Below are 23170 nucleotides of genomic sequence, written 5' to 3'. Positions count from 1 at the left end.
CCCATTTCAAGAAATGAATTTCTTTACATCAATTTATCGAGCTGATCAAGAAAATTACGCGATTTCAACTGCATTCCTAAATGAGTATCTAACAGCTTACGCATAGCAATTTTCAGCTCTGCTTTTGTCTCAGGCTTCACTTGAATTGAACCAAGTCTTCTCATATCCATCCTGCGGAACAAACGAAGCAGCTTATAAGCACCCTCCCCTAGCGAAATCGCATGAGGATCTTTACCAGTACATCTTGAGCATAATATTCCACCCGCATAGGGAGAAAGTTTAAAAGGACCAACAACGTTTCCACAGCTTACACACTCATCAAGTGCAGGAGCATAACCAGACAAATCCAAAATGCGCATTTCATAAAGATGAGAAACGATTTGCGGGTCTTTGCCTTCTTGAAGTGCAGAAAGACATGCTTTTAGCTGCTCAAAATGAAAACCCGTTGCCTCGTCGTCCTGTATTGAACGATCCGTCAATTCTGCTACGTAAGAGGAATAAGCAGCCAAATCAAGCTTCTCACGCAAAACATGGTGAGATTCAATAATCTCACCATGATTAAGCGTGCCAAGCCCGCTGCTTCGGAAATAAACAAACTCTCCATATGTAAACGGCTGCGCGAGCGAAGAATGTTTGCTTTTCACCTTTTTCGCTCCGCGTATAAGTACACCCGCTTTTCCATTTGTCTTCGTCAGCAGAGTAACAATTTTATTGCCTTCCCCGTAATCCATGCTTCGCAGCACAATTCCCTCGACACGATACAACATAATGCAAACTCTCCCCTGAAAGCAGAAACGTATGTTTACCGTCCCATGGCGGCAAACATACGTTTAGCTGTTAAAAACACAAAAGCTCTATACTTGATCAACCGATTCAAATAATGCCATTGATACGTTAGACAGATGTGTCCTCGAGGTCCAGCTCGGCAAGCTCATCCTGATTTCCTACTAACGCATCGGAGCTGCCTTCTGCTCCGTATTGGTGTATTTCCTTGTATAACATGAAAGACTCGACATCCCCGGTCAACGTAAAATACTTCCACGAAAAATTCCGCATACGTATTCATCCCTTTCCGTCCCCTGAAATGCTGCTTCAGACGTTAATAGGATGCGATAAACCGCTCATGTCTATCCTTAACAAAATACGTCAATTATGCTTATTCGTTCCGGTAACCAAGATCCTTCAGCACACGCTCCTGATTGCGCCAATCCTTCTTCACTTTTACCCACAGCTCAAGAAAGATGCGTGAGCCAAGGAGCGCTTCGATATCTTTTCGCGCTTGTTTGCCAACTTCCTTCAGCAAATCACCTTTTTTGCCAATGATGATACCCTTCTGAGAATCACGCTCTACAAAAATAACAGCGCCGATATAGACGACTCCATTTTCCTTTACGCGCATATCCTCAATGGTCACTGCGATTGAATGTGGAATCTCTTCACGCGTCATATGCAATATTTTCTCGCGAATAAGCTCCGAACAAACAAATTGCTCAGGGTGATCAGTAATTTGATCTGCTGGATAATACTGTGGTCCTTCTGGCAAATAACGTGTCAGCTGTTCAAGCAAGGTTTCCACATTATTACCCTTAAGCGCTGAAATTGGGATAATTTCCGCAAATTCATGCAATGCATTATATTGTGTAATCATCGGCAGAAGCTGTTCAGGCTCTACTTTATCGATTTTGTTCATTACTAGGAAAACAGGTGTTTTCACTTTTTTCAGCTGTTCAATAATAAAACGGTCACCGCCGCCTAGTCCCTCTGACGCATCGATTAGAAAGAGCGCTGCTTCCACTTCACGAAGCGCGCTTTCCGCGGTTTRCATCATATAATTCCCAAGCTTGGATTGTGGTTTATGAATACCAGGTGTATCAAGAAACACGATTTGTGTGTCATTTGTCGTATAAACACCATGAATTTTATTCCGTGTCGTTTGCGGTTTATCTGACATAATCGCAATTTTTTGACCGATAAGATGGTTCATCAACGTTGATTTACCAACATTTGGCCTGCCGATTATAGCTACGAAACCGGACCGAAATTTTTTGTTGCTGCGTTCATTTGATGTTTTTTGATTCATATTCTTGTTTAACGCTCCCTATTATCTAATGAAGCCGGCGTGAAGGCACCCGGCAATATGCCTGAAACGGTTGAGATCGTCCATTGACCTTTTAAATTCCCCATAATGACAGGCATTTCTGGCGGACATAGCTCAACTAGAACCTGGCGGCAAACGCCGCATGGCGCGATTGGAGTATCCGTATCGCCAATAACAGCTATTGCTTGGAATTGTCCTGGTCGCTTTCCATCCGCTACTGCGCGATATAATGCGGTACGCTCCGCACAGTTTGTTGGACTGTAAGCTGCGTTCTCTATGTTGCAACCATAATGGACTTGGCCCTCATCGTCAAGCAGTGCTGCTCCAACCTGGAAATTTGAATAAGGAACGTATGCTCTTGACATCGCTTCCTTAGCCGAAATCATTAGCGAAGTGTAAGACTCCGACAATCCTTCAAAAACCACCATAAATATCCCGCCATTCCCCGTTTTTTAATCCATTATTAAATGCCATAAGGGCGGCCCAAGTATGAGCAGCCCTATAATTGCAGAAATTGCAGCAGCAACTAACACCGCCCCAGCAGCAACATCCTTAGCAGCTTTAGCTACTGGATGAATATTGGGGCTTGCTAGATCAACCGCCTGTTCAATTGCCGTATTTACCATTTCAGCACTTATCACGAGGGCGATCGCCATTAAAATAATCGCCCATTCAAGCGGCTTAAGTGATAGCATAAAACCTAAACAGCACACCACTGCGGCGGCAATTGCGTGAAACCGCATATGACTTTGAGTCCGAAGAGCAAAGCCTATGCCGGATATTGCAACTGCGAAACTAGATATAACTTTTCGCATTAACGAGTTAAGCCAGCCTGCTGCAAAATCGCTTCTTGCTTAGCGGTCATTTCGGCTTCGGTTTCATCATCCTGATGATCGTAACCGATCAAATGCAAAAAACCATGTACAAACAAAAAGCCGATTTCGCGTTCCAAGGAATGACCGTACTCCTCGCTTTGAGCAAGAGCCGTATCCACGCTTATTATAATATCGCCAAGCATGCCTGAGATCGGGTCCTTCTCATCCTCGCTGTCCACTTCAAAAATAATATCAAGCTCATCCACGCCATCTTCTTGCATAGCGAATGACAATACATCGGTTGGACGATCAATTCCGCGATATTCACGATTCAGCTGATGAATTTCCTCATCGTTTGTGAATGTTAAAGACACCTCACCATCGGAAATGCCTTCCGCTTCACCAGCCAATTGCAGCAATTGCTCTATTTTTGTAATCCAATCCTCGAGTATTTCCAGCTTTTCCTGCTCATTGCTCCAACCGAGTTGCAAGCTCATGACAAACGCTCCTTTGTTTTCACATCATCCGGATATTCAATACGTGAATGGAAGATGCCAATTACGCTTTCCTTTAGTGAATGCGCAATTTTGTCCAGCTCCTTCAACGTTAAATCACATTCATTGTATTGATTGTCATCCAGCCTGCTTTTAATAATTTTGTTAATCATTGCTTCTACCTGCTCTACTGTCGGGTTGCGAAGGCTGCGAACCGCTGCTTCCACGCAATCAGCAATGCCAACAACAGCCGCTTCCTTTGACTGTGCCTTCGGACCAGGATACCTAAAATCATCTTCCGTAAACGCAGGTTCGACACCTTGTTCTTCCGCTTGTTTTATCGCTTTGTAATAAAAGAATTTCAGCGATGTTGTCCCATGGTGCTGCTCTGCAATATCGCGGATCGGCTTAGGGATATTATGCCCTTTAAGCATATCGACTCCGTCTCTCGCATGAGCAACAATGATTGATTTGCTTAACTTAGGATCAATCGTATCGTGCGGATTTTCAATATTGGATTGGTTTTCGATAAAATAATTCGGCCGCTTCGTCTTCCCAATATCGTGGTAAAACGAGCCAACCCGGCATAATAAGCCGTCTGCCCCAATTGATTCTGCTGCCGCCTCTGACAAATTGCCCACCATTACGCTATGGTGATAGGTTCCCGGCGTTTCAGTCAACAGCTTGCGAAGCAGCGGGTGATTGGGATTCGAAAGCTCTACAAGCTTAAGCGCAGATAAAATGCCGAATGTAACTTCAAAGAACGGCATCAAGCCAATGACGAGCACCGCAGTAATCAAACCGCTAGCAAACGCAAAAGCAACGGAGTAGATAAAATGAGCACGTTCCAGCTGTTCAGACAGCAGTAAAATGGATAAAACGGACAAGGAGCCAAATAAACTCACCATTATTCCGGCCTTCAATATTGTTGATCGCTGACTCGCTCTATGAATCGAGAAGATGGCAGCAAACGAAACGACAATAATGACAAAGCCATACTGGAAATCAAAAATTTGATGCTGGCTCGTGTTCAATATAATACTGCCCATTATTGCAAATATTRTGGAGCTGATCATGGCTAGATGCATATCTAGCAGCAAGGTAATCAGCATCGTTCCGAGAGCAGCAGGAGCCAAATAACCCGCATAAGGGGCAGCATCCGTCTGCGTCAACGAAGTAATCTCCATCGTAATAATATTGATCAGAAAGATGAGCCACAACATCAAAAGAGAAGAGTTGTTATATTTGGGCTTAATCCCATTGATACTTCCAGACTGATGCAAATACGCGTAAATGACGACGATAAACATCACAGACATGATTAGCAATCCGAACTGCGGCCAATAAGTCTTACGATCCTGCAGCAGGGAAGAATCTACGAGCAGCTTGTACAATTCAGGCGTAATCGTCTGACCGCGCTTCACGATCAGCTCACCTTCTTTAATTAAGACAGGCGGCGTGTTTTGCTTAGCCTGCACTTTAGCCTCATCCGTTGCTTCCTTATCCAGAAACTTGTTGGGCATGATGGCAAATCTCGCAAGCTCCTGCACAATTTCTCTGCTTGTCCGACTGGATAGCGAGCTTGCATTAACAAGTTCCGCAACCTGTGTTCGAGCGGTTTCCGCATCACGAAGCTGCTCTACCGTCAGTTTACGCACAATATCCCGAGCTACATCGCGCATCTCGGTTAGCGTTTCTGCTGTTAGATTAGGCATCTTGTAAAAGGTTTCTTCCGGAATGGTGTATTGCTGCTCCTTCGCTATAAGCGCCATTTCCTCAAGCAGCGTGTTGTTATAAGTTCCACGGCCCTTATTCAGCTTAACAAAGGTATCAATATACTCCGAATAACGGCCTGGAATTTCATTGCGATAAATATCAATCTTATTTTGCAAGGTTACTTGATCGTCCTGATTCAGCTGCTCTATTCGAACAAAGATTTGGTCGACAAGCACCTCGTTGCGTAGCGGTACTATCGAATAGATGACATCGACTTTCTCGGCTGCATCCTCTTCCGCTTGTCTAGTCGCCTTCTCGTCTTTAATTTGGAAGGGCGCTTTGATATCCTTCTCGCTTACAGCGCCCTCCTGAATATCATAGGTTTCAGGAACGAGATGCGGAGCTAAGCTGAAATAGAATAGCAGCACAAACATCAACATCAGCACCCAGCGAACGGCTGCACTCTGCTTCCAACCCGCCGTTTTGGACGGCCGCAAGTTCCCTTGTTTTCCGGTCTGGTTTTGGTTCATGCAGCAGACATCCCTTTCTAGGCTTTGTTTTCAGCATCCCAGTTGTAGGCAACAATAATCTTTTGAACGAGCGAATGACGAACGACGTCTTGCTCTGAGAAAAGGATGATGCCAATTTCCTCTATGTCTCTCAGAATCCGCTGAGCTTCAATTAAGCCTGAGTTTTTGCCCCTCGGCAAATCGATTTGCGTAACGTCTCCCGTTATAACCATTTTAGAACTAAATCCTAGTCTTGTTAGAAACATTTTCATTTGCTCAGGCGTCGTATTTTGTGCTTCATCCAAAATAATAAACGCATCGTCAAGCGTTCTGCCCCGCATATAAGCAAGCGGAGCAATTTCAATCATACCGCGCTCAAGCGCTTTGACCGTCTGATCAGGTCCAAGCACATCATGCAGTGCATCATACAAAGGACGAAGATAAGGATCGACCTTCTCCTGCAAATCGCCTGGCAAAAAGCCGAGATTTTCTCCCGCTTCTACGGCAGGTCTCGTAAGAACAATTCTTTTTACCGAGCCTTCCTTCAAAGCAGCGACAGCGAGCACAACGGCCAAATATGTCTTACCTGTTCCGGCTGGACCTATTCCAAACACGATATCCTTCTTGCGGATCGTCTTCACATAATGGCGTTGACCGATCGTCTTTACCCGAATCGGCTTACCACGGAAGGTAGTTGTAATTTCTTTCTTAAACAAGTCCAACAGCTCTTCTGCCTGCATCGATCTGGCGAGCTCAAGTGCATATGCAACATCACGCTCTGATGGCTTATAGCCCCCGCGAACGAGCTGTAAGAGCACATTGTATAGTTGTTCTAACGAATCAACCTCTTCTACAGGACCTGATATGACAATTTCCGCTTCACGCGATGTAATCGAAGACTCTACTTGCGCTTGAATGAGACGTAAAAAATTATCCTGTGGTCCGAATACTCCAAGTCCTTCCGCTGCGTTGCCGAGCGGTATCTTTACTACTTTCGTTTCAATTTGCAACAATCCTCATTCTCCCTGCATATGGACTAGTGGCATTTCCTTAACGATAGATTGCTCGACTTCAAAAAGAACTTTCATATAAACTTTACCATTGTCCGCCTTTTCATGCAAAACAATTTCATCGCGGATGACTGCATCGCTGCCTGTTTTAAGCAGCAATTTGGCTTTAGCCTGCAGAATGCCGACGTTCTTCGCTTCTTCTTCGGTAAGCGTGCGGTCTTCCATACGGGTTTCCATTATGGTCTCCTTCATTCTACCAATTGGAAGAGACCAATTGCGCCAGGAAACCTTCTCCTCATGCTTAATCGATTCGGATTTTCCGAAAGCAGAATCACCGTACCCGCTAAGCTGAAGCGCTCTCGAGCCGATGACTGCAAACCATTTCGTCTCTTTATCTCCAGTATACACCTTAACCTGTTGAACAAGCGGTGAAGAAATTTCAAATTCGTACCAAACAAGCCCACGAACATTGCCCTTGGCAACGACAGTGCGCGAATTCATTTCTCCCCCAATCGTTCCCGAGATCAAAATTTGGTCTTTTTTCACTTTCGTATTTTTTCGAACGACGGGCCGTCCCGCCTCTGCTATAATTTCGGTAACTACAGCATCATCAGATGCCACCAAATGTCGAGGTGTATTCAAGGAAGCCTTATCCGGTATCGTTGATTCAACCACTTGAATAATAACCTTTGTCCCCTTTTTCTCCACACCAACCCAGGTTGAGCCTGGAAGCTTGCGAACAAGCTGCTTGGACAGCACATCAGCATCGGTTAAACGGAAAGACCACTGCATAGGATATAAGCCTTCCTCTTTGGCAGCAGCCCTTATTTGATCCTCCGTCAGCTTGACATTGCCTTGCACTTCGATGCTCCATACGAGCGAGGACAGCATAAAGATAATCGCAAAAAACAACACGATGCCAGCCGCAAACAGCTTTCTGCGCTCTGCTTTGACAAGCAGAAAAGGCAATCCTTTGCGCTTCGTAACATGAACACGACAGCCTGTCTCTTTTAAATACGGACGAAGGCCAAAAAAATCACTGATTGACAGCTCACATTCAAGCAAGCCGCTGCTTGTCCATCTGATGGAAGACAGCTGCAAGCCGCCAGCCAGCGCTCGGTTGACGAGCTGCTCAGGTTGTCCCCCCCGAATATGAATGGTGACCATACCCTTTAACCAATTTGCACCTTGTCCGCTCACGTCCATTCCCCTCCATTACCTCAGCTATTAATATAGAAAATCGCCTTATCTATTTCATGGAATCAATTGAATATTCGTAATTTGTCCCTCAATAAACACTTCTTCTGTCCAAATGGTGCGGATAACTAGAGAGCTTCCCGTAACCTCCAACTGGCCTTTGCTTAGTGCGAGTCTCAATCGCTCACTAGAGAAATGAACAACACCACGATGGTTCTCGATATATAATTGGCAGTCTCCAATCATTGTTAATCGCGGCAAATCAAATACGACATCATGCGGCATATCAAGCAGCTCTGCTGTCATTTTGCGAAATCTCTTTTTTATGTGGCGCATGTACGATTCTTTGCCTCCTTCAAGGTTTGCTAAAAGTAAAGCAAAGGAATGGCGATTTTCATGTACTGTACCAAAATATGCGAACCGCTCGATAATTATGGCTCCAAAATAAAAAAACCGCCTAAGCGCAGCGCTTAGGCGGTTTAAATTTATTTTCGAAAAGGTTTTTTCGAGCGAGGCGGTCCTAATACTTCGGCCCAAATAACTGCTTTCCGCAAATCATCGGATCGAATGGATGCTGTGTTGATGCTCTGGCTTCCATAATTGCGCTGTGCTGCAACCTGTGCTGTTTCTTTGTTAGCTGCTGCTCTTTGAAGCGCGCGCTGCAGAGAAGCAGTTTGCGGCGCTTCTGCGCTCTCTCTGCTAGAACGTGTCGAATTCATATCAGAAGAACGCTCAACGTCAGTTACAGAGCGATAAACCGTTCCTCCAGCTGCCTGCGGCGGTTGCGGTTGCGGGCGCTCTACCTCTCGCTCCTGTTCTCCGGACTGCGGGAACAATGAACGCGGCAGCCCTCCGCCGCCAAAGTCAGGCATTTGACCAGGCTTCTTCTTCGCGCCGGATTTGCCGAATATCGAAGCCAGCGCACCCAATATAACGACAACGATAAATATGTTATTCATCAGAAATTCTATAATCTTCAACTTGCCTTCACCTCCAAGGCTCAGTTACGTTGATCCTACTTGATCCGACCAAATAACTGAGCCATCGACTTTATCGGCCGTCTTTAATGTCCGTAGAACTGTCCTGCTTGCCGATAGAGCTGCGCATATGGGTATCCGCTTCGATGTTTTTCAAGTTCATATAGTCCATAACGCCAATTTTCCCGCTTCTAAGCGCTTCAGCCATGGCAAGTGGAACTTGTGATTCCGACTCTACTACGCGCGCTTCCATCTCAACGACTTTTGCTTTCATTTCCTGTTCGTGAGCAACGGCCATCGCACGGCGCTCCTCGGCTTTTGCTTGAGCGATTTTTTTGTCCGCTTCCGCTTGTTCCGTTTGAAGATGTGCACCAATGTTTTTGCCTACATCAACGTCCGCGATATCGATTGACAATATTTCAAACGCTGTACCTGCGTCAAGCCCTTTGCCAAGCACAGTGCGAGAGATCATGTCCGGATTTTCCAAAACGTCTTTATGTGAGCCAGCAGAACCTACAGTCGTTACAATCCCTTCACCAACACGAGCAATGATAGTTTCTTCACCAGCACCACCGACTAGGCGTTCAATGTTGGCACGAACTGTAACACGAGCTTTTACTTTCACTTCAATACCATCCTTCGCAACCGCAGCTACGATTGGTGTTTCAATAACGCGCGGATTAACGCTCATTTGTACGGCTTGTAGTACATCACGACCAGCCAAATCGATAGCCGCCGCGCGTTCGAATATAAGTGGAATGTTCGCACGTTGCGCTGCAATCAACGCATTGACAACCCGATCGACGTTACCGCCTGCCAAGAAGTGACTCTCAAGCTGGTTTATGTTAAGTCCCAGCCCTGCTTTTGTTGCCTTAATTAACGGGTTGACGATTCTGCTTGGTACGACGCGGCGAAGACGCATGGCAACGAGCGTAATAATTCCAACTCTAACGCCCGATGCTAATGCAGATACCCACAGCATAATCGGGAAAAAGCTTAAGAATACGGACAGTACGATAATAACARCGACAGCCAAAATTAAAAAAGATACGATAGGATCCATTTGTTCCAACCTCCATTTGTATATTCGTTTTCTCTATTTTGTTACTTCTTTGACAACGACCCAAGTACCTTCCGCTTTAATGACGGTCACCGTTCGGTTCGTATCGATAAACTCACCAGAGGTAACGACATCAATTCGCTTGTCATTAATAACAATTGTTCCTGCCGGTCTCAGCGGAGTAATTGTTGTCCCTTGCAATCCGAGCAGTGAATCCTTTATATCCGCAGAAACAAAACCTTGCTCCGTTGTCAGCTTCTCGCGCAATATAAATTTGTTCCAAATACCTCTGGATTTGTTCATTCTAATAAAAATAACGATTAGAATGGTGGCTACAACTAACGCAATGACGATCGATATGAAAGCCGTCATTGGGTCTGAAGCTGCGGTAACGACTCCTGCTACCAACGCAGCACTGCCGAGCAAGCCCAAAATCCCAAAGCTTGGTACAAACACCTCGATTATGAGCAAGGCTATTCCAATTACGAACAGCACGACCGACTCCATACCGGCAAATCCAGCAACATAGTGGCCAAAGAAATAAAGGGCAAACGATAATATTCCAACAACGCCCGGTACTCCAAAGCCTGGAATGATCATTTCAATAACGATACCAGCAATGCCAAGTATGAGCAAAATCGTCATAACGATTGGATTGAGCAGCCATCTAGCTACATTTTCCGCAAGTGACGGAACAACCTCAATTTGTGTTCTGCCTTCCAAGCCCAGCCATTTGATTGCTTCATCAACGTTTGCTGCTGTATGCTCAGAGTATCCGACTTTCTCAGCTTCACTTGCTGACAGGGTAAGAATTTCTCCCTTCAGCTTATCTCTGCCAAGCTTGTCTTTCAGCTCCACCATTGCATTCGGATCCGCCATAGCGACAGCGATACTCTTGTCGCGACCCTGCAATCCTGCTGACTCACTCATTTCAGAGGTCCAATAGGAAATCGTTTTGGGATTATCCTCTAATGTCCCTGAGCCATCCACTACAGCAGCTGCACCAATCGTACTGCCCGGCTGCATGATGATATTATCAGCATTTAAAGCAATATAAGTGCCTGCTGATACGGCTTTCCCCTCAACAAAAGCCGTAGTAGGAATGGCGCTCTCCCTTATAAGATGACCAATTTCCTCTGCGTTTACGACTTTGCCGCCAAGCGTATTAATAACGAGAATCACATGCTCAGCYTTTGCTTCCTCAGCTTCTTTAAAGGCTCTCTCCAAAAAGGATTGAAGCCCCGATTCCACCGTTTGTTTAACGGGAATCACATACACTGCTGGGCCAACTTCATTTGCTGCCTTTGCTTTCTCCCCCGGTGAACCAAATAATGCTGCAAGCGTCACCATTAACACCGCTGCGATCAATGCGATTGGAGTGGCGGACATACTTCTTCGCCATCGATTCATGTGCAAGAAGGTTCCTCCTTTTTTTCGTGTTTGCTTTCTACTACGTTTGACAAATGAAAACGTTTCAGGCAGCCTTCTCCATATCATACCATTTACACTTGAAACGTACAAAAAAACACCCCCGTTAAGGGGTGTTTTGTGAGTCCGTATGTTTAGTTAGTTGAGATGTTGCTGAACGAGCTGATTTACTAGTTTACCGTCAGCGCGTCCTTTTGTTTTAGGCAAAAGGGCACTCATAACTTTTCCCATATCGGCTTTGGAAGAAGCACCGAGTTCATGGATGGTCTGCGTTACTATCTCTTGAATCTCTTCTTCAGTCAGCTGTTCGGGAAGGTATTGACTAATAATTTCAATTTCGACCACAAGACCCGCTACTAAATCATCGCGGCTGGCTTTTTTAAATTCTTGGAGGGAATCTTTACGTTGTTTGATTTCGCGACTCAATATATCAAGCACTTCGTTATCGTCCAATGGACGCTTGAGATCGATTTCCAAGTTTTTCACTGACGCGCGCATCATACGAATAACGGAAAGTTTAAACTTGTCCTGATTCTTCATGGCTTGCTTCATATCATCGGTCAATCTTTCGCTCAGGTTCATTATGGAAGGATCCTCCTAAAACTTTCTCTTGCGCGCAGCCTCAGACTTCTTCTTGCGCTTTACACTTGGCTTTTCATAATGCTTGCGTTTTTTCACCTCAGCTAGAACACCATCTTTAGCGATGGAACGTTTAAAGCGGCGAAGCGCAGCATCAATAGTTTCGTTTTTGCGAACTTTAGTTTCAGACACCAGTTTTCCCTCCCTCCGAAACAGACCGTCCAGAGCTATAACACGGTTTATCAAATTTCATTATATGTCAAACCAAAAGGCAGTGTCAACTTTAGATATCTACAACCCGAGAAGAAAGTTTCGTTCCCCCCAATACATGGATATGCAGATGATAAACAAGCTGTCCTCCGTCGGCATTAACATTGTTGACCAGTCGATAGCCTGACTCCGCAATTCCTTCTTCCTTTGCGATTTGACGAGCTACCGCGAACATCTCGGCTATGACCTCGTCATCTTCATCGGTAACATCATTCATCGTTGCGATATGCTTCTTAGGAATGATAAGAATATGTACAGGAGCAGCTGGCTGTATATCGTGGAATGCGAGAATTCTGTCATTCTCAAATACCTTCTTCGAAGGTATTGCACCCTCGATTAATTTACAGAAAATACAGTCCATAGGTTTCACCCCCTATTCGCTTTCCTTACCATATCATACCGAAATTTTAGCCGCTCGTCCAATCATTAAAGATAACCCGCAAAAACTTCGAAGGCACCCTTCCAAAAAAACGACAGAATCCATGCTGCTACTTCGAAATCTCAGCTGATTTTTCCTTCATAACAGCCTGCATCTGTTCAACAAGCTGAGCCCATTCAAGCCCGCTGGACAATCGAATAATTGCAATGCGGCTCTCCCCGATATTTGCATTAAAACCACTCATAATACCTGATATGGTTTCAAACGCACTTTTTAATCCCTGAATGTACGCTGCATCGGTTTCGTTCAGAGCACCATCATAGTGACCAATCGTTTGCAAGCCTTTAACGACATCAGTTACATAGGCTGAGGTAAGCTCTTTATTGATTTTTTCCGGCTCTGCATTCACGCTTGCTGCTTCTGCAGTAAATTCCACCAAAGCATGGCCGCTCGCAGCTGCTTGACCTGAAAGAAATGCAATGGCATACCGTTCGTCTAAAGTTTTACTTTGAAGCAAAGCATCCAGCTGCGGAAGCATTTTTTCTACATAATCTTTAGAACCAATCGCTGCTTCAAATATTTTTTGGCCTTTTACATAATTGTTTTCTTGTTTATTTTGTAAAAATTGCGAGTACAAAAAAACATTGCCGATTAAGCTGAATACAAGAATAACGAGAGTTATCGGCAGCGCGATAGAGCGTTTGCCCGTTTGCTGTGGTTCCAACTTCACAGCCTCCTTTTAGATTTGGTTTGTTCTCTTAAGGTGAACGGATTGACCCCCGTCAAAGAAAAAGACATGGCTCTCATCCACTTTTCTCCCGAGAACAGATTCGATTGCTTCGGCATACAGCTCCAGCTGGAAACGATGCCGCTCCGCTGCTTCTACCCATTGCTCCTTATAAATTCGATCCGTCTTATAATCGAGCAGTACGACGCCAGCAGCATCCTCGAACAAACAGTCTATTACCCCTTGAATCAATATCGGCTCATCTAGATCTGAATTCGGATAAACACGTTTAGCAGGGAACATGCAGCTGAACGGAACCTCTCTTCGCACCCAGTCAGCGTTTAACAACCGCTGTCCCAGCTCGCTTTGGAAAAAAGCTGCGACGTTCGGCAAATCGATTGCCTCCGATTGCTTTACTGTTAATAAACGCTGTTCAATCATATGATCAAGCGTTTGTTTAAGCATCGGTTCATCTATTTCCTCTGTGAGGGAGACAAGCTGCATAAGCAAATGATTAACAGAGCCCTTCTCAGCTGCTGTAAGCGACTTTTCCTCCATAAAGGCTGGACGTCGCAGTCGGAACGTATACGATGCTTCTGGAGCAGTTGCAGCTTCTTGAAGATGTGTATTCGCCTGATGCTGATTCAGCTCGTCCAATGGAACCGCATCCTCCTGCTCCTCCGAATACAGCCTCTTCATTTCCGTAACCGATGTTTTGGCAGCGAGTGCCGCCGCTTCTTGATGCGGATAATGCCACTCCAACCGCTCACGCAGCTCATCATCTGCTTCTACATGCTCAAGAAGCGATAGTGAAGTAACCGCTTGAAGCCGATCTTCCTTGTCCTGGTCCTGCAGCTCCGTCTCTGACGCCGCTGCGGCTTCAGTGCCGAATATAGAAGCTGAAACAACACCAGCATGCCAGTTCGGAGCATTGTAGTCAGCCAGCTGACTGTCATTGATTTGCCTAGCCGCTAGCGGACCTAGCCAATCGATAAATGAGCGTGCGGCAGCAACCCGGAAATCAGTCATTTTACCTGAAGCATCGACGGAAGAAAGCCATCGCTTAAGCTTGGTTTCGGCATCCGCTACAGTCGCGACGAGAAACATTTTTTCCTTTGGCCGGGTTAACGCAACATACAAAATACGCATTTCCTCTGCTAGCATTTCTTTACGCATGGCTCTTCGAATAGCCAAATAAGGAAGTGTAGGATAACTAATGCGAAGAGCAGGATCAACAAAACGAGGCCCGAAACCGAGCTCTTTGTGTTTCAAGAAGGCACTTCGCACATCCTGCTGATTGAACAGCTTGCCTAGACCTGCTACGAATACAACCGGAAATTCAAGCCCCTTGCTCTTATGAATGGACATGATGCGAACGACATCCTCTTGTTCGCCGAGCGCTCTTGCAGTACCCAAGTCGCCGCCGCTATCGCGCATACGTTCGATAAATCTTAGAAATCGAAACAAACCGCGGAACGAGGTCGCTTCATACTGCCGAGCCCGGTCATGCAGCGCACGCAAATTCGCTTGACGCTGCGTCCCTCCCGGCAAGCCGCCTACAAAATCGTAATACCCGGTCTCGCGGTAGATTTCCCATAGCAAATTAGCAAGCGAGCCCTGCCTTGCTTCCTCACGCCAGCGATCCAAGCTGTCCAAGAAAAGCGAAAGCTTCCTGCGCGTGTCCTCATCCATAAACAAATCGCCTGCTGCTTGAAGGACCGCATCATAATACGTTGATTTCGCAGATTGGATGCGTATTCTTGCAAGTTCCTCACCGTTTAATGCAAATAATGGCGATCGCAATGCAGCCGCAAGCGGAATATCCTGATACGGATTATCGATAACTCTTAACAAGGAAAGCATCGTCTCGACTTCCGTCGCTTCAAAATAGCCGCTGCTCAGCTCCGCATACGCAGGAATACCGCTTCCTTGCAGCTCCTCAATGATAATTGGCGCCCACTGCTGGGTCGCCCTTAACAAGATAACAACATCCCGCCATTGCATAGGTCGATTCTCACGCCGTTTGCCATCATAAACCTGGAATCCGCTGTCGATAAGAGATTGCAGCTGCTGAGCGATCCAGCGCGCCTCCAACTGCGCCGCCTTTAGCTCGGAAGCTGATTCGAGGAGCGTTCCATTTTCTCCTTGCTCGCCCTCACCCTGTCCCTCTGATGACTCTGAGTTATCGGCATCAGCTGTCTCTTCGTCATCTGCATCCGCTTTATTCAATACGGCAAACTCAACTTGACAACGATCGGCTGGCACTGGATCTGGGTAGGTAGCGCCACACACGAGTTCTGCTCGCTCATCGTAATCCATCTCGGCCACAGTCTCGCGCATGATGGCGCGGAAAACCGCATTCACGCCATCAACAACTTCCGATCGACTGCGAAAGTTGCGCGCCAAATCGATGCGCAGAGCGTCAGATTCCTCTGTTTCCGATCGCTTGTTCATCTCATGACGAGACAGATACGATTTATATTTTTGCAAAAACAGCTTCGGCTCAGCAAGGCGGAAGCCGTAAATGCTCTGCTTAACATCGCCAACCATAAACCGATTGCCAGCACCTGGCCGTTCAATTAACGAAACAATTGCTTCCTGCACCATATTCGTATCTTGATATTCATCAAGCAATATTTCATCGAATTGCTGCTGGAATTCAATCGCTGCAATCGAAGGCAGCATTTGTTCAGGTGTAGAAGACGGATCACGCAAAATTCGTAAGCAATAGTGCTCCAAATCGCCAAAATCGAGCATACCTTTCGCGCGTTTAGCCGCTTCATAGCCTTGACCAAATTCGATAACAAGCTCGGATAACGCCTTCATCAGTGGAGCAAGCTCCTGAAGCTCTTCCAAAAACTGCTCCGCAGATCTGCCAAATAACTCATCAGAAAGTGAAGTGATCAGCTTCTTTGCTTGATCGCGCAGCTCCTTCGCCTGCTCCTGAAGGGACTTGTCATATTCATCGCCGCGCATCGCCTTCAGCTTGCCGAATTCGATGGACTGAAAAGGCGCTATCCAACTTTCCCAGGGCATGGAATGTACCATCTCTGAGAGACTGCTAATGATTTGCAAATCATCATCAAAGGTAGCCGCATAAGGTGCTGGGCCAGCAGGTTGTCGCGTTAGCTCTAAGGCTTGATGCAGCAGCGAGCTCGCTCCTTCTAAAGCCATCTCAATGTCGCCTATTAAACTGACAACCCACGTACTGTTTTGCAGCGCTGCGACATCCTCGATATTAAAGGCATCTGCTGTTTGCCTAAGCCAATATTCAGGCCATGGATGGCTTTGCGCAAAGTCGAACAATTGTTGAACCAGCCGATACAAAGGCTCATCGCCGCGCTCACCGCCATAACGATCGGCAAGCCTTAGAAAAGCGCCGTTATCGCCAGCCCCTTCATACTTTTGCTCAAATAGCTGATCGAGAACGTCAAGGCGCATTAGCTCGCTTTCGGTCTCGTTTGCAATACGAAAGCCAGGATCAAGCCCGATTAACGGATAGTAACGCCTAATGACGTCCATACAAAATGAGTGTAGTGTCGTAATCGATGCTCTATTCATTAGGGCAAGTTGCCTTCGCAAATGCTCCGAATCGGGTTGCTTTTCCAATTCAAGCTCTAAAGCGTTTCGAATCCTATCCTTCATTTCCGCTGCAGCCGCCTTCGTAAAGGTTGCAACGAGCAGACGGTCAACATCGGCGTTCGCTGATATTTTACGGATGATTCGCTCAACGAGAACGGCTGTTTTACCAGAACCCGCTGCAGCAGCTACAAGGATGTTCGAGCCGCTTGTAACGATTGCATCCCATTGATCATCGGTCCATGTACTATTTTCCGGCTTGGGCGAATCCTTTGCAGTGTGCATCATCCATTACTCCCCCTCTAGCTGCTGCCATATATGTTCCTTAGAAGGTTTGCTCAGCTTTCTATACTCATTTCCGTCGAACTGAGCATCAAACTGACAAACCGCTTTATAATCGCAATACTGACAAGGTGTTTTTGTTCCGATACGATAAGGCTCAATTGAAACATCACCCGACTGTATCGAGCTGCCAATTCGGCTGATTGTATTTCTAACAGAATGGCGAAGCACATCCCATTGTTCATTCGAGACGACCGAAGAGCTGCTATAAAAGCTTCCATCCCGCTTCAAAGCAACGGGCAGCAGCTCTGAATAGCCAGTGTCCAGCTCATCGTCCATCAGTCTAACGGTTTCCGAATCAGCCGTAACCAGTCCACGCATTTTGAATCGCTTTAAGAGCTGACCGTTTGCTTCAGCAGGGCTAATGCTGTTGGTCAGCGCCAGAATTGGATTATGCACATGAAAATAAAGTACACCGGCCGGAGAAGCAGGTCGACCAAGCCATGCCGATGCATGTGTAACCAGTACATCCAAATAAGTCAGCATCTGCAGGGAAAGCCCATGGGCAACTTCTTCAAGTCTAAGATGCGTCGAACTCGATTTGTAATCAAGCACACGCAGCAGCAGACCTTCCTCCGTTTCTGCAGCATCAACACGGTCGATCCTGCCGATAATCTCTATCTCACCGCCAGCCTCAAGCGGAATGCGGAGTGCCGGCAGCTTCCCATCAGGGCCAAAATCGACCTCGGTGCCTACAGGATGGAATTGCGCCCTTCGCGCATGTTCACCCAGCATAAGCGCTGCTTGGCCAACAATTTCCTTCAGCTTGCGAGCGATATATTGAAAACGACTGCTGCTTAACAAGATTTGTGATTGCAGCTTAGGAACCAAATCATCGACCGTTTGCGAGACGACCGCCTTAAGCTCCGCTTCCGATGTTTTTCCCCAGCGTCCTCCAAAGCTCGTCGCCACCTTACTTAGAGCAGCGTGAAACAATTGACCAACATCAGGGGCATCCAGCCGGTAAAGCTTTCTTTCCCTCAGCTTTAGGCCGTGTATGGCAAAATGCTGAAATGGACACGATACGAACCGTTCCATGCGCGATACACTAACTTGCAGCCTCGCTCCATAAAGCTCTCGCGCTGTATCCTTAGAAAGGAACTGCTCTTGGTTCTCATAAGTTAAGGAGCTTGTCAGCAGCTGAAGCTTCTGCTGCCACTCCGGTCGAACCGCGTACCAATTGTATAGATCCCACCAGAAAGGCGCAATATCTGCTCCCTGCTGCCATTTCCGAATAGCTCCGATCAAATAGGACATCGTACGCTGCGGCTGCGATACGAACTTTCTTTGCTCGGACAATGGCAAGCTTGGCGATGGCTCTGCCGCGATACTTTGAACGGCTATGCCCGGGAACAACTGACGGACATGCCTTACAATCTCCGAAGGCAGCAAGCTTTTCCCTTCCTCGTCGGCTTGTGCCCAGCTAAGCCATAAATGCTTGCTTGGCGTGGTCAATGCGTTATAGATCATAAATCGCTCATCAAGCAGGCGCCTGCGCACCCCTGGCGCCATTACGATTCCATCATCAGCCAAACGTTCCCGTTCCGATTCGGTAAGAATGCCGTCTTCTTTCACACGCATCGGCATGATGCCATCATTTGCGCCCAATACATAACATACATGTATATGCCCCGACCTTGTTCGGTCCATGCTGCCGATCAATACTTGATCCAGCGCTGGAGGTACCGCAGCAAGCTTCAAGCTGTCAAGCCCCGCCTCAATCATGCCGGCGAACAATTCTGGTGTTACGGTCTGTTTTCCAGCCAGTTCAACTAATTGATCCAAAAGCTGCATGACACTGTCCCAAAGCTGCTTGTGGCTTCTTGCTCTTTGTGTTTTCCCGGCTCCAGTATCTTGAATGCTCCAGCGCTCGAGCTTATCTGCTGCTTCGGATTCATCGAGCAAACGATATAAAGCCTCGCACATCCCTTGAACATTTTCGGCCTTATTCAGTGCATCAGAGAAGCGGCGAAGAGGAGGAACAACAACCTCTCTGGCAGCAAGTACGATATTGAATTCACGCTGCGCCTTTTCGCTGATTTTGGTCTCTATATCCTCGTCATCATCAAGCGAAACAGGAACTAACGGATGCCAACGCTTATTGTCAAGCCATTTCCAACCATCAATCCCTGCAGCGAGCGCATAGTTTTCCAGCATATCGAACCAATCTCTAGGCAAACTTCCGTCAACCTTGAACAACATCTCCGTCTTAATGCAGCGGAACACCGCATCGTATCGCCAGCCAAACAAGACGGTTTCAAGCGCAGACCGAATAAACTCAACCAATGGATGATGGATGGCCTTCTCCTTCTGATCGACAAAATAAGGAATGCCGTAATCAGCAAAGACTAGTCCGATATAGTCGGTATAATCCTCTGCATTACGTACCATAACCGCAATATCCCGCCAGCGCAGCCCTTCTTTACGTGCTCTGCGAACGATATCGCGTGCAACGGCCTCAACCTCGGCACGTCGATTCGCAGCGGCATGCAACGATAAGCCGCAGCGAGCATCTTCTGCGTCCAATATCGTTTTGTCAGCGATAAGCATCGGTATTCTCTCGCTATAATGCTTCTCAAGATGAGCAAGCATTGGACTGCTTTTAAACCGAACAGGAGGAATTTCGTCTAGCAATATGGGAGAATCGACCTCAACCTCATATTGTGCAGCCAGCTCCATCAGCTTATTGTAGGTTTCTGCTGTTGGATGAAACAGATCTAGTTCATGCGGCAGCTCGCCTATTCCATAAGTTCTGTTTAGTGTAAGTGTGACCGTCACCTGAGCGGATGAACCGATCAACGTTCCTAGCGCTTCGTATTCCGTTGGCGTAAATCCATAAAATCCATCCACCCATATATGCGCGCCGTTCATAGCAGAGGCATTAGCAAAACCATTTTGCAAATAACGCAAATAATCCTCGGCGTCAATATACATGCCCGCGAGTTCCTGCTCCATCTGACTATAAATGAGCTGCAAATCATGCAGCTTGCGCTTTAGCAATGTTGATTGGCCTGCTTCTGCCTTAGAAGCGTCCTGCTTGTCCTGTAAGAGCTCGGAATCTATTCCGTACCTTTTCCACTCTGTTAGAAGCTCAGCAAGCCTATCGATGAATCCAGGCTGTTCCGCACCGTTTTGAAACAGCTCAAGCTGCTTTCCTAGCCGATGTACGATCTTGTAGAGAAGCATATGCTTCCCCGTATCGTTAATCGGAACGAGCGCCGTTCCGCCCGTCTCCTGCATGACCCGAAAGGCAAGGCGCCGAAAGCTAAGCGCCTGTGCCCTGATCGTCCCGTTTAATTCACCGCTCTGCAGCAGCGCATATTCGGTTTGAAAAGTAGCCTGTTCCGGCACAAGCATGACGAGCGGCGGTCCGTCCGGTTGATCGCGCAGCTGCTTTCTTATTTCATTCAAGCAATAGGATGTTTTTCCGGCTCCCGAACGCCCGATGACAAAGCGAAGCGACATGTGCAACTCTCCCGTCTATTCGTTTAAATCAATTATTTGCTTCGTACTTCAAATATTGCGAATTTCAAGTAATGTCCTTCATTCACGCCGAGCAGCTGAGGATGATCCTTGCCTGCCGCGCGCCATTCAACCAAACGAAGAAGCTTGCCTGCATCTACAGCCGCTTCTTGGATCGTTTCCAGAAACAGCTCAGGACGCATATGATACGAGCAGCTTGCCGTAACTAAATATCCGCCCTCATTCACAAGCTTTAAGCCTTGTAAATTGATATCTTTGTAGCCGCGGCATGCGCCTGCTACTGCGCTCTTCGTTTTTGCAAATGCCGGCGGATCAAGAATAACAACATCCCAGGTCCGCCCCGCTCCGCCTTCCATCTTCTTAGACGTATCTACGCCGCCAAGAGCGCGCTGTTTTCTCTCGTCGAGCCCTTTCACTTGAACGCGCAAATAATCGAAAGCGTCTGCGACAACAAACTCGACCCGATCGGAGTACCCGTTGCGCTCAACGTTGCGCTTTGCGGTTTCGATGGCGTGCTCCGAAACATCCAAGCATGTTACTTTCTTGGCGCCATATTTGCAAGCATGCAGTGTGAAGCTTCCTGTATGGGCAAAACATTCAAGCACCGATGCGCCATCCCAGAAAGGAAAAGTGACCACTTTGCCATTCGCGTTCACCGGCACTAAATCGGATGTACCAGATGATTTACTTACAACGCTTGCCTCGGTTGGAATAGAGCCTGATTCCAGTGCTTCACGCTCTACGAGATGAATACCGCTCCGGCCTCCCCAGCCTTTCATAAGCGGAGCAATGGCAGCACGGTTTTCACGTTGATCGAAGAAATAGCCTGTTTTCTGGCCTTCAACAATATCAACCTCAAGCTTCAAGCCATTTTCCTCAATTTCAATAATGGATGGGCAATCGCCGTAAAGCACGCCCGTCCGCTCTTCCAATCCTTCAAGCACTCGAACACCTACATCACTGCGCTCATAGATGCCGACAGGCTGAAATACGTCAATCAACGCCTCAATCAGCGCTTCTCTTCTTACATCCATCCCAAGAGTCAAAAGCTGAAGCACCAGCACATGGTTGAAACGGTCAACAACAAGCCCAGGAAGAAAATCCGCTTCCCCGTAAACTAAGCGGCAATCGGCATCCGCAACGAAGCGACGGCGATGCTCTTGACACTGACGAAGGCGATCACGGAAAAAGCTTGCATCCATCGCAGCGATTGGCGTATGTGCAACGATTCTTACTGTAATTTGTGATTTTGGATTCCAATAGCCTGTTGCTAAATAACGTCCTTGATGGTTAACAACATCAACCAAATCACCCGGCTCTGCATTGCCTTCCAAACGATCAATTTCTGTCGCATAGACCCATGGATGTCCTTGCTCCAGCCTCTTTTTCCTTGCTTTTAGAAGAAATATTTTTGGATTGCTCACGTTTATCTCGCTTCCCCTCATTGGACTTGCTAGTCATGCTTGTCTTGCTTGCAGCATATGTATATTTACGAATCAAAACTTGAAATAAATAATAAGGAGTCCAAACCATGGTTCAGACTATACTCATTCCAATGCTGCTTGGGTTTTCTGTTTTCATGTGCGGCATGAAGCTGATGGAGCTGGCGCTGCATCGATTAGCCGGTCCGTATTTGACCGGAATCCTAAAACGATCAACCGCAACCCCGATTCACGGACTAGCAATCGGAACGGTCACAACTGCTTTTCTTCAAAGCAGCACAGCCGTAACGGTTATTGCCATTGGAATGGTCAATGCCGGCTTGCTTACATTCCCGCGTACACTAGGCATAATACTCGGTACGAATATTGGCACCTGCATAACGACAGAGCTAATTGGTCTAAATTTAAATAAACTTGCCGTCCCCTTGCTCATCCTCTCCATCGGAATGTGGCTGGCAACGGCTTTACTAGGAGAATTACGTCTGTTTCCTGCTGTTCGGAACGCGCGCTGGCTTCCAGCAGTTCGTTCGACCTCTGTCGTTCTGTGCGGCTTCGCTCTGCTCCTTACTGGGATGACGATGATGCAAGGCGTAGGCTCTGCCGTCCAAGACAGCCCCATGTTCAGCTGGTTTCTTGGAAAAGCAAATGAGAGCTTATGGTGGGGGCTCGCAGCGGGTGCGCTTCTTACAGCTGCTGTTCATAGCAGCGCAGCCGTTATTGGTATCATTATGGGTTTCGTATCTATAGGCGCGATGCCTATTGAACTTGGTATCGCCGTCGTTCTCGGCGCAAACATCGGGACTTGTGCGACAGCATTGTTAGCCTCTATAGGTGGGACTAAGGCAGGGCAGTATGTGGCATGGTCGCATGTCATCTTAAACGCTGGAGGCGCATTGCTGTTTATGCCGTTCATCGGCGAGCTTGCGACGATATCGGAATGGATATCCTCGTCTGCAGCAGGGCAAATCGCTCATACGCAAACGATTTTCAATATTCTAAGCTCATTGATCGCTCTGCCATTTTGTTATCTGCCCGCATTTAGGCGCCTTGATCCCGTTACTTAAC

The 23170-nt window shown here is 46.9% G+C and carries 21 protein-coding genes; 1 reads left to right on the top strand and 20 read right to left on the bottom strand.

Annotation, left to right across the window (positions count from 1 at the left end):
• Window positions 1–23 precede the first annotated feature (23 nt).
• The 20 genes from recO to AC1DPK_RS19380 all read right to left on the bottom strand — a co-directional run bounded on the left by recO (window position 24) and on the right by AC1DPK_RS19380 (window position 22087).
• The gene (gene recO, locus AC1DPK_RS19475; RefSeq protein WP_477511372.1) at window positions 24–767 is read right to left on the bottom strand and encodes a DNA repair protein RecO; all 744 of its coding nucleotides are present in this window, start codon (window positions 765–767) and stop codon (window positions 24–26) included.
• Window positions 768–894: 127 nt separating this feature from the next.
• A complete protein-coding gene (locus AC1DPK_RS19470; protein WP_076266896.1) occupies window positions 895–1056 on the bottom strand; it encodes a YqzL family protein in 162 nt (53 codons plus the stop codon).
• 100 nt (window positions 1057–1156) lie between these two features.
• Window positions 1157–2080 (bottom strand): GTPase Era, encoded by a 924-nt coding sequence (era, locus tag AC1DPK_RS19465; RefSeq protein ID WP_477511371.1) that lies wholly within the window; start codon window positions 2078–2080, stop codon window positions 1157–1159.
• Window positions 2081–2088: 8 nt separating this feature from the next.
• Window positions 2089–2526 (bottom strand): cytidine deaminase, encoded by a 438-nt coding sequence (cdd, locus tag AC1DPK_RS19460; protein WP_477511370.1) that lies wholly within the window; start codon window positions 2524–2526, stop codon window positions 2089–2091.
• Window positions 2527–2550: 24 nt separating this feature from the next.
• The gene (locus AC1DPK_RS19455) at window positions 2551–2913 is read right to left on the bottom strand and encodes a diacylglycerol kinase family protein (RefSeq protein ID WP_477511369.1); all 363 of its coding nucleotides are present in this window, start codon (window positions 2911–2913) and stop codon (window positions 2551–2553) included.
• Complete coding sequence (gene ybeY, locus AC1DPK_RS19450) at window positions 2913–3410, bottom strand: rRNA maturation RNase YbeY (RefSeq protein ID WP_477511368.1); 498 nt, start codon at window positions 3408–3410, stop codon at window positions 2913–2915. Before ybeY ends, AC1DPK_RS19455 begins: the two co-directional genes overlap by 1 nt.
• A complete protein-coding gene (locus tag AC1DPK_RS19445; RefSeq protein WP_477511367.1) occupies window positions 3407–5653 on the bottom strand; it encodes an HD family phosphohydrolase in 2247 nt (748 codons plus the stop codon). The genes ybeY and AC1DPK_RS19445 overlap by 4 nt, the downstream gene beginning before the upstream one ends.
• Before the next feature lie 17 nt (window positions 5654–5670).
• A complete protein-coding gene (locus AC1DPK_RS19440) occupies window positions 5671–6642 on the bottom strand; it encodes a PhoH family protein (protein ID WP_054026960.1) in 972 nt (323 codons plus the stop codon).
• Between the two features lie 6 nt (window positions 6643–6648).
• Window positions 6649–7848, bottom strand: a complete 1200-nt coding sequence (gene yqfD / locus AC1DPK_RS19435) for a sporulation protein YqfD (RefSeq protein WP_076266891.1) — start codon at window positions 7846–7848, stop codon at window positions 6649–6651.
• 48 nt (window positions 7849–7896) lie between these two features.
• Window positions 7897–8175 (bottom strand): sporulation protein YqfC, encoded by a 279-nt coding sequence (gene yqfC, locus AC1DPK_RS19430; RefSeq protein ID WP_076266890.1) that lies wholly within the window; start codon window positions 8173–8175, stop codon window positions 7897–7899.
• A 149-nt stretch (window positions 8176–8324) separates the two neighbouring features.
• Entirely contained in the window at window positions 8325–8819 is a 495-nt protein-coding gene (locus AC1DPK_RS19425) for a hypothetical protein (RefSeq protein ID WP_477511366.1), read from the bottom strand.
• A gap of 70 nt (window positions 8820–8889) precedes the next feature.
• Window positions 8890–9879: a flotillin-like protein FloA gene (gene floA / locus AC1DPK_RS19420; RefSeq protein WP_477511365.1), complete on the bottom strand. Its 990-nt coding sequence runs from the start codon at window positions 9877–9879 to the stop codon at window positions 8890–8892.
• Window positions 9880–9912: 33 nt separating this feature from the next.
• Complete coding sequence (locus AC1DPK_RS19415; RefSeq protein WP_477511390.1) at window positions 9913–11286, bottom strand: NfeD family protein; 1374 nt, start codon at window positions 11284–11286, stop codon at window positions 9913–9915.
• A 156-nt stretch (window positions 11287–11442) separates the two neighbouring features.
• Window positions 11443–11886: a GatB/YqeY domain-containing protein gene (locus AC1DPK_RS19410; protein WP_076266886.1), complete on the bottom strand. Its 444-nt coding sequence runs from the start codon at window positions 11884–11886 to the stop codon at window positions 11443–11445.
• 15 nt (window positions 11887–11901) lie between these two features.
• Window positions 11902–12075: a 30S ribosomal protein S21 gene (rpsU, locus tag AC1DPK_RS19405; RefSeq protein ID WP_005547957.1), complete on the bottom strand. Its 174-nt coding sequence runs from the start codon at window positions 12073–12075 to the stop codon at window positions 11902–11904.
• Window positions 12076–12166: 91 nt separating this feature from the next.
• Window positions 12167–12514, bottom strand: a complete 348-nt coding sequence (locus AC1DPK_RS19400) for a histidine triad nucleotide-binding protein (protein ID WP_477511364.1) — start codon at window positions 12512–12514, stop codon at window positions 12167–12169.
• Window positions 12515–12641: 127 nt separating this feature from the next.
• Entirely contained in the window at window positions 12642–13256 is a 615-nt protein-coding gene (locus tag AC1DPK_RS19395) for a hypothetical protein (protein ID WP_477511363.1), read from the bottom strand.
• A 15-nt stretch (window positions 13257–13271) separates the two neighbouring features.
• Window positions 13272–17126 (bottom strand): helicase-exonuclease AddAB subunit AddA, encoded by a 3855-nt coding sequence (gene addA / locus AC1DPK_RS19390; protein WP_477511362.1) that lies wholly within the window; start codon window positions 17124–17126, stop codon window positions 13272–13274.
• Between the two features lie 3 nt (window positions 17127–17129).
• On the bottom strand, window positions 17130–20645 hold the full coding sequence (gene addB / locus AC1DPK_RS19385; RefSeq protein WP_477511361.1) for a helicase-exonuclease AddAB subunit AddB: 3516 nt from the start codon (window positions 20643–20645) through the stop codon (window positions 17130–17132).
• Window positions 20646–20677: 32 nt separating this feature from the next.
• On the bottom strand, window positions 20678–22087 hold the full coding sequence (locus AC1DPK_RS19380) for a class I SAM-dependent rRNA methyltransferase (RefSeq protein ID WP_477511360.1): 1410 nt from the start codon (window positions 22085–22087) through the stop codon (window positions 20678–20680).
• A 107-nt stretch (window positions 22088–22194) separates the two neighbouring features.
• Here AC1DPK_RS19380 and AC1DPK_RS19375 point away from each other — a divergent pair, with 107 nt between their 5' ends.
• On the top strand, window positions 22195–23169 hold the full coding sequence (locus AC1DPK_RS19375) for a Na/Pi cotransporter family protein (RefSeq protein ID WP_477511359.1): 975 nt from the start codon (window positions 22195–22197) through the stop codon (window positions 23167–23169).
• Window position 23170: the final 1 nt, after the last annotated feature.

The organism is Paenibacillus sp. 01T424 (genome assembly GCF_056398745.1).
The sequence above is the reverse complement of the archived record's forward strand: the minus strand, read 5'-3'. Positions and strand labels throughout refer to the sequence as shown.

Excerpts from the sequence above, each read along its gene's own strand:
- AC1DPK_RS19375 (WP_477511359.1), top strand. The coding sequence starts at position 22,195 with ATGGTTCAGACTATACTCATTCCAATGCTGCTTGGGTTTTCTGTTTTC.
- yqfD (WP_076266891.1), bottom strand. The coding sequence starts at position 7,848 with ATGGACGTGAGCGGACAAGGTGCAAATTGGTTAAAGGGTATGGTCACC.
- AC1DPK_RS19455 (WP_477511369.1), bottom strand. The coding sequence starts at position 2,913 with ATGCGAAAAGTTATATCTAGTTTCGCAGTTGCAATATCCGGCATAGGC.
- addB (WP_477511361.1), bottom strand. The coding sequence starts at position 20,645 with ATGTCGCTTCGCTTTGTCATCGGGCGTTCGGGAGCCGGAAAAACATCC.
- ybeY (WP_477511368.1), bottom strand. The coding sequence starts at position 3,410 with ATGAGCTTGCAACTCGGTTGGAGCAATGAGCAGGAAAAGCTGGAAATA.
- yqfC (WP_076266890.1), bottom strand. The coding sequence starts at position 8,175 with ATGCGCCACATAAAAAAGAGATTTCGCAAAATGACAGCAGAGCTGCTT.
- AC1DPK_RS19470 (WP_076266896.1), bottom strand. The coding sequence starts at position 1,056 with ATGCGGAATTTTTCGTGGAAGTATTTTACGTTGACCGGGGATGTCGAG.
- addA (WP_477511362.1), bottom strand. The coding sequence starts at position 17,126 with ATGATGCACACTGCAAAGGATTCGCCCAAGCCGGAAAATAGTACATGG.
- recO (WP_477511372.1), bottom strand. The coding sequence starts at position 767 with ATGTTGTATCGTGTCGAGGGAATTGTGCTGCGAAGCATGGATTACGGG.
- AC1DPK_RS19400 (WP_477511364.1), bottom strand. The coding sequence starts at position 12,514 with ATGGACTGTATTTTCTGTAAATTAATCGAGGGTGCAATACCTTCGAAG.
- cdd (WP_477511370.1), bottom strand. The coding sequence starts at position 2,526 with ATGGTGGTTTTTGAAGGATTGTCGGAGTCTTACACTTCGCTAATGATT.
- AC1DPK_RS19410 (WP_076266886.1), bottom strand. The coding sequence starts at position 11,886 with ATGAACCTGAGCGAAAGATTGACCGATGATATGAAGCAAGCCATGAAG.